This is a genomic window from Photorhabdus khanii NC19 (genome assembly GCF_000517265.1).
In the GTDB taxonomy this organism is placed as follows: Bacteria; Pseudomonadota; Gammaproteobacteria; order Enterobacterales; family Enterobacteriaceae; genus Photorhabdus; species Photorhabdus khanii.
In genome coordinates this window covers 146,839-153,208 of sequence record NZ_AYSJ01000015.1, presented here as the reverse complement: position 1 = coordinate 153,208, position 6,370 = coordinate 146,839, and the positions used below count along the sequence as shown (strand labels likewise).

Here is a 6,370-nt window from a genome sequence, read left to right as displayed (position 1 = left end):
CTGGGGAAATCGTTATTGTCTATAATTCGCTGGCACACCTTCTGTCCGCGGCAGAGAAAGAAAGACGGGGTACAATAAAAGCTTACGAGGAGAAAAAGAGAGCATTTTGTCAGCAGTCACCGGAGGCGTGTAAACAAGCCGGGGGAATTATCCGCGTTGGTACTGACTTCGTGCCCGTTATCGGGGATATTAAAGGTTTTGTCGAGGCTGAAAGCGCATTAGATTATCTGGTCGCCGCGATGGCCATTATTCCCGGTGCAGGTGATGTTGCTGAGAAGACTATCAAGGCGGCAGAGAAAGCCTTACAAAAAGGCGACGTTGGGGAAGCTTCTACACTTATCAATAAGGCCAGTGATGAAATTACATCAATCTCACGCCCCGGCCACAGAAAATCAGAAATTGATGTCGGGAAAGATTTAGGGGATGGCTGGAGTGGTCAAGTGACGTTTAAAGAGGGTAAAGAAGTCCCCTATGGCACTAAAGGCAGTGTTCGCCCAGACTGGTGTCAGGGCAATGTTTGCAGTGTTGAAGTGAAAAACTATAACATTGCAACGAATAAAAATGGCCTGATTAATAATGTTGCCAAACAGGCAATTGAGCGGCAGAAAAACCTTCCCGCAGGAATGGAACAAAGAGTAGTTATTGATATCCGTGGACAAACTGTGTCACCAGAACAGGAGCGGGAAATTATTAAAGGGATTATTCAAAAATCAAATGGAATTATAGATCCAGCGGTGATCGAGTTTAAAGGGTAACTAACATGAAACATATTGGTTTTTATGGTGGTAGTTCTATTGTAGAGCTTGGTTCTGCTTCAGAAATGGCCCACTTTTTTTCTGTTTTGAATAAACAGATACATGATGTTAACGATCAAAAAATCTTGTCTCAGTTTTATCAGAAGTATCTTCATCTTCATGAATTAGAAGAAGCATCTTCGTTAATGACACAGCTTCGGCAGGGATTATCAGAGGAGCTGAAATACAGATTTTTTAGATATTTTGAAGGAATGGAACATTGTATAAAATCCGCTCAAGGATTTCATGAAGACTGGGGTATTTATAAGCCAGTTAGAATAGTGATAACAGACATGCCTGATTTTATGACAGATAGAGATCGCCCTCTTGAGCAATACGATGCTTTAGGCCCACACGATCCGCCATTCTGGTCACGTTAAAAAGGATCCTGAACTAACCCTACACTAAGCAGCTAATGATGCCTGAGTCCAGAGCCCCTCTGGACTCAGACCATTTAACTTTGAGCTGATTCTTTCATGGTTGTCATCGTGGATGTACTCCCCTATCCACAATTCCGTAGTGAACTCAACAATAGGCACGGCCATGAATGGCGGCAGTTTTACGGATAATCTGCAAACCGCGTTATTGAACCATATCGGCAACCAGATGAATGCGGAAGAGGCCAAACTGATTGGGCATAACGGGGAAATTCTGGGTGTGCCGAGGAAATCGTTATTGTCTATAATTCACTAGCACACCTTCTGTCCGCGGCAGAGAAAAAAACGGGGTACAATCAAAGCTTACGAGGAGAAAAAAAGAGCATTTTGTCAGCAATCACCGGAGGCGTGTAAGCAAGCCAGGGAAATTATCAGCGTTGGTACTGACTTCGTGCCCGTTATCGGGGATATTAAAGGTTTTGTCGAGGCTGAGAGCGTATTAGATTATCTGGTCGCCGCGATAGCTATTATTCCTGGAGCAGGTGATGCTGCCGGAAAGACTATCAAGGCAGCAGAGAAAGCCCTGAAGAATGGAGATGTTGGAGAAGCTTCTAAACTTATTCAAGAAGCAAGTCAGCAGATATCTGCAAAAACCCCAACAGGTTCTAAAGGTAATCCACTGAATGTTCCAGACGGAATAAACAAGCCAACCACAATTGGAAATCGTGACTATTCCAGCCATTCACTTGATCGTATGCAAAGACAAGGAATCACACCTACAGTAGTAGAAAACGCTATCAAACCAGAAAATGCAGTGAAAGGAAAAATTCCAAGCACAATGGCTTATCACGATAAAACGAATAACCTTACTATAATTGTTGATGAAAAATCTGGCCGTGTGGTTACGGTAGATTTCGGGATTATAAGACAATGAAAAAATTAAACAATATTGCTCTTACTGAGTACGATCTTAGACAACTTAATTTGATGAAAGAGACTCTAGGAGCTTATGTTGAAAACAGACTTCCTTTAAATGTACTCATTGATCGCTTGAGAGATTTATTGGATTGCTTACAAGATGTGAATAATGAGTGGAAAGAACAGTTTTATGAGCATTGGTTTAGTTTAGAGCAAGTTTATGCTGTAGCTTTAGATAGAAATGAACCACTAAGTCAATATGAAAGTTATATTAATGATTCAGTTAAAGGACTAAATAACTTGTTAGGATGGTGATAAAAGATACCGGCCTTTTTGAACTGTATCTCAATTTTTGGACAGTTTCATCCGGCTGCTAACATGGCTTGAGTCCGGTATTGCATTGGACTCAGGTCATTCAATTTTTGGCGGTAATGCATCAAATGCTACAGATAAAAAAATGCTGCTGGATAAAATAAATGATATAGGTAACAACGCAGATAAAACAATCCCAGGAGTTTTTGCTGGACAGGGCCCTAATGGAACAAGAAGTGGTGTGTTCTTCAAAATAAAGGGTAATGATGTTGTTGTTACTAAACCAGACGGAACTTTTGTTACTATACTAAAAGATGGGGTTAATAATACTTCTGTCAAAAATTCCCTAAAAGGAGAACCTCGTTGAATATTATCTCTAAAGAAGCCCATGATTGGGGAATAGGTATTATTGGCAACCACCTTAAATCTGTTCAGGGATTAGTCTATATGCTGCATGTAGAGGATATAGAGCACCCTCAAGAATTATTTTTCGAATTTGAAGGGGCTGGTATATCAAGGAAGATATCTTGCGGTCAAGACGGCTCATCACTAGTTGTATGCAATAAGCCGATGATCGAGAGTGACTTAGGTGAATACGGGAAACAAATAATTAAGGATATATCCCAACATTCAATATTCAATGGATTGATAGGCCAGAAGTTATCTTGTTTTAATGCTATTTACTCTGAAATTGAGCAATGTGTCATTGGCTTTAGTTTTATTTTTTATAATTATGGTCAGATTAGCTTGCTTAATTTGGGAGATGAAATATATATATATAACGATATTCCAGAATGTATTTTTCTTGAGGAGAAAATCACTTTAGTAAAAATAGTAAATCTATAATTTTAATCCCAGTATGAATATGAACTGTCCCCAAAAGTTGGACAGGTCACACTAGGCGGTTAATGATACCTGAGTCTGGAACTCAACCAGACTCAGGCCATTTAACCTTGAGTACTTTTGCCGCTGAATTAGCTACAATTACAATAGAATAGAGAAATCAGATTAGCAGTTCCGGCGAATACAACAAAGGCTCAATGGTTAGAAATAAATCGGGCTATTGAATACGGGAAAAATCAGGGTGTTAAGGTAATAGTGACACAGGTGAAACGATGATGTTTAACAAAGATCAAGATTATTGGGCTAGTTGCTACAGCACTAATGAGTTTTTACTTATTGAAACTTACTCCGGTCTTGGTAAAACCCGTAGAGACCCAATTTATAATCCTCATATATTGTCTCTTGATGCCGATGACAAATGTATTGGTAAGGATGTTTTACGCGCGTTATTAAATAGTAGAACATTAACTTCTCTTGATGAACGTGTGGCTTTTTTTGATCTCGAAAAAGGCAAACAGCAATATGTTATCTGGATAGCAATGTTGATGGAAAAATATGGCTATAAAACCAAACGTGCGTTGTTCAAGAACATGAAAAACTGGAAGTTTGGTCTGGTGATAATATATCGGAATCGGACTACGTGATACTTCCTATTAATAGCTCTGATACTGAAATTAGTGCGGGGCTGAGGTTCTCCCTTAGTCTCTGTATCGGTTAAATCAAGATCCCAGCCATAAAAAAGCTGGGATTTTTTTCCCTTTTTGGACGATTGGAAAGCTGTTTTCTTTTCGGTGATTAGTTATCTGAGGGTAAAAAACAGGTATCCATTAATACCAGATTTTTAAAAGGTACAGAGTGACTAAAAACGGCTTATTCTCTGTCATGTTTAATGTATTTTATCGACGATATTATCCTCGGCTTATTTTACATTTAACAGTCCTGCCATGACCATTTAAAAGCACAAAACAGAGATATTAAAGCTTTTATATAAAAGACGAATTTAACTATAAGTGCAGATTTTTAAAAAGACATTAATTGAATTTAATAGAAGTTTATTAACCATTAACAGAAAATTGAAAAAAATCAGCGAAAAAAGATATTATCCGAAAAACATAAAAAGGTATATTTATACTATCAAGTTATTTACGGGTTGATTTATGAAGAAAAAATAAAGGGTAATAGCTTATGAAAACTGCTCATGATTGCCATTAAAACAGAGTCAGTAAAGATAAAGCGAGTATGATTAACACTGGTTAAACGTAAAATACAATATACCATGGTGATTAAACTGAATAAAAATCAGATATAAAAAGCTGTAAAAATAATGGTTAAAACCTTATTATACCAGTTAAAACCAGAGATTAAAAAATGGCTTTTAATAAAAATTCAAAACCTGCCTATCATAAATCTATCAATGAAAATGAGAAAAACAATTGGCTTTATTAACGCTTATATACCCGCTTAACTTGAAGATGCAGGATTCATAACCTGGAAGTTGTCATTAATACGGCACGACAGGTTCCCGGCCAGTTCCGGTAATATTTCCGTAAAAAAGCGATGTATTGCCTGCTTGAACAAGGTCGTCGAGGCGAAATAATGGTTATTCCTGACTTGTTCATTCATCACCTTCCACAGCCTTTCTATCGGGTTCAGATTCGGGCTGTACGGTGGCAGGTAATGAAGCTCAATATTCATCACATAAGCCCAGTCTTTCACCAGCCTGCTTCGGTGGTAACCGGCTCCGTCAAGGATAATATGAACCTTCTGACTGACCGGATAGGTCTCACGGATGGCAATGAAAAACTCGGCGATGTGATAACTGTCGATACGGTCATACTCGCGTACTACCGTTTTACTAATATCATCCAGATTAAGGGCCCCCATCAGGTTCAGACGGGTACGGCTTCCCGTGGTTTTCACCGCGGTTTTCTGACCTTTACGCATCCAGCCATAAGCCAGTTTCGTCCCCTGCGTGGGATGGACGCCATCAATGAACAGGATGGGCTCATGGTTTCCGGCTTCCTGCTTGAGTTTCCCGTAGGTTTCTATAAAGGCCCGCTGCTGTTCCGCGTTGAACTTGTGTGGCACGCCGGTCGGCTTTTTATAACTGAATCCCTTGTGGTGCAGCCATTTATTCATGCCGGGAACGGTGTAACGGATATCCCACGCTTCTTTGACAAGGCGGATAACCGCCTGTGTGGTAGGCAGAAGATTCGCGGTCAGATAGGCGATAAGTTCCTGAGTCTGTGTTTCGCTGAGATGGCTCTGAGAGCCGCCATTTTCGGGCTTGATTTTACGGTGATTAAGGTAATCGCTGATATGACGATTAACGGTCGTTTCATGCAGGCGCAGGGCCTGAGCGATCATGACAGAACTCCAGCCCTCAGAGGCCAGGAGAACCGCTTTGATGCGATCACTCTCTCTCTTATCACGGCAGGTGTGATGGAGGTGTTCAAGTTCGGCTTTTTGTTCATCGGTAATGAATATTTTCATGACGGATACCCTGAACCTCATTTGGGCGAAAATCAAGCAGTTTCAATGAGCACAGGTATATACTCCGTAAAAAAAATAAACAAAAATATCAATCGGTTAATCAGGAAATCTATTTTTCCAAAAGGAACCGACTTTAATAACGTTTTAAACTGGGGATAAACCTTTTCATAAACCAGTTAAATAATCATTCATAAAACACATTAAATACGCCCGCTTAAACTTGTTTTACACTATTTTAGCCTGTCCAATAGCATTGTTTTTTACGGTTTTATTTAAATAATATCTTAAATATGATTTAACGCTAAAATCAATTAATATCGTTATTTTTTCAAGCTATTTTCGTGATTTATTAATGTTTAAATACCTATATAATCATTATAACCTTTCAGGCTAATTAATTCGCCAGACTTTTCATTATTATTGATGCAATAAAGCGTTATTAAATTAATTTACCAATCCATTTAAACATCATTTAAATAGATATGGGTGAATGGAGTTAAGCTAAAATCTAAAATCATATATAACGATCCTATTTTATAAAATAAAAATTTTTATTTTAACAACTCCAATATTTTAAAAATGACATTAACTAAATGCACATGCCATTTATTACGCTAAAATAGCCATTTTAAT

At 38.6% G+C, this 6,370-nt stretch carries 8 protein-coding genes and 2 pseudogenes; 9 read left to right on the top strand and 1 reads right to left on the bottom strand.

Annotated elements, in window-relative coordinates:
* The 9 genes and pseudogenes from PTE_RS19455 to PTE_RS19425 form a co-directional block, all read left to right on the top strand.
* A pseudogene (locus PTE_RS19455) lies at positions 1 to 755 on the top strand (DUF637 domain-containing protein); the annotation flags it as partial.
* A gap of 5 nt (positions 756 to 760) precedes the next feature.
* A complete protein-coding gene (locus tag PTE_RS19450) occupies positions 761 to 1,174 on the top strand; it encodes a hypothetical protein (RefSeq protein WP_036849712.1) in 414 nt (137 codons plus the stop codon).
* Positions 1,175 to 1,286: 112 nt separating this feature from the next.
* Positions 1,287 to 1,487 (top strand): DUF637 domain-containing protein, encoded by a 201-nt coding sequence (locus tag PTE_RS24045; protein ID WP_071993012.1) that lies wholly within the window; start codon positions 1,287 to 1,289, stop codon positions 1,485 to 1,487.
* A 135-nt stretch (positions 1,488 to 1,622) separates the two neighbouring features.
* Entirely contained in the window at positions 1,623 to 2,105 is a 483-nt protein-coding gene (locus PTE_RS19445; protein ID WP_051477473.1) for a hypothetical protein, read from the top strand.
* Positions 2,102 to 2,404, top strand: coding sequence for a hypothetical protein (locus PTE_RS19440; RefSeq protein WP_036849711.1), 303 nt, complete (start codon positions 2,102 to 2,104; stop codon positions 2,402 to 2,404). The genes PTE_RS19445 and PTE_RS19440 overlap by 4 nt, the downstream gene beginning before the upstream one ends.
* An 85-nt stretch (positions 2,405 to 2,489) precedes the next feature.
* Complete coding sequence (locus PTE_RS19435; protein ID WP_070974898.1) at positions 2,490 to 2,768, top strand: hypothetical protein; 279 nt, start codon at positions 2,490 to 2,492, stop codon at positions 2,766 to 2,768.
* Positions 2,765 to 3,247, top strand: coding sequence for a hypothetical protein (locus tag PTE_RS19430; protein ID WP_051477472.1), 483 nt, complete (start codon positions 2,765 to 2,767; stop codon positions 3,245 to 3,247). The genes PTE_RS19435 and PTE_RS19430 overlap by 4 nt, the downstream gene beginning before the upstream one ends.
* A gap of 156 nt (positions 3,248 to 3,403) precedes the next feature.
* The gene (locus PTE_RS27070) at positions 3,404 to 3,520 is read left to right on the top strand and encodes an endonuclease toxin domain-containing protein (protein ID WP_331251368.1); all 117 of its coding nucleotides are present in this window, start codon (positions 3,404 to 3,406) and stop codon (positions 3,518 to 3,520) included.
* Positions 3,517 to 3,962 (top strand): annotated as a pseudogene (locus PTE_RS19425) (contact-dependent growth inhibition system immunity protein). The gene PTE_RS27070 and the pseudogene PTE_RS19425 overlap by 4 nt, the downstream one beginning before the upstream one ends.
* Positions 3,963 to 4,705: 743 nt before the next feature.
* Here the strand turns inward: PTE_RS19425 and PTE_RS19420 are convergent.
* Complete coding sequence (locus PTE_RS19420; protein ID WP_036849709.1) at positions 4,706 to 5,737, bottom strand: IS630 family transposase; 1,032 nt, start codon at positions 5,735 to 5,737, stop codon at positions 4,706 to 4,708.
* Positions 5,738 to 6,370: the final 633 nt, after the last annotated feature.

Bases quoted from the DNA above. Each gene is read 5' to 3' on its own strand.
- PTE_RS24045 (WP_071993012.1), top strand. From the start codon at position 1,287: ATGTACTCCCCTATCCACAATTCCGTAGTGAACTCAACAATAGGCACG.
- PTE_RS19450 (WP_036849712.1), top strand. From the start codon at position 761: ATGAAACATATTGGTTTTTATGGTGGTAGTTCTATTGTAGAGCTTGGT.
- PTE_RS19420 (WP_036849709.1), bottom strand. From the start codon at position 5,737: ATGAAAATATTCATTACCGATGAACAAAAAGCCGAACTTGAACACCTC.
- PTE_RS19440 (WP_036849711.1), top strand. From the start codon at position 2,102: ATGAAAAAATTAAACAATATTGCTCTTACTGAGTACGATCTTAGACAA.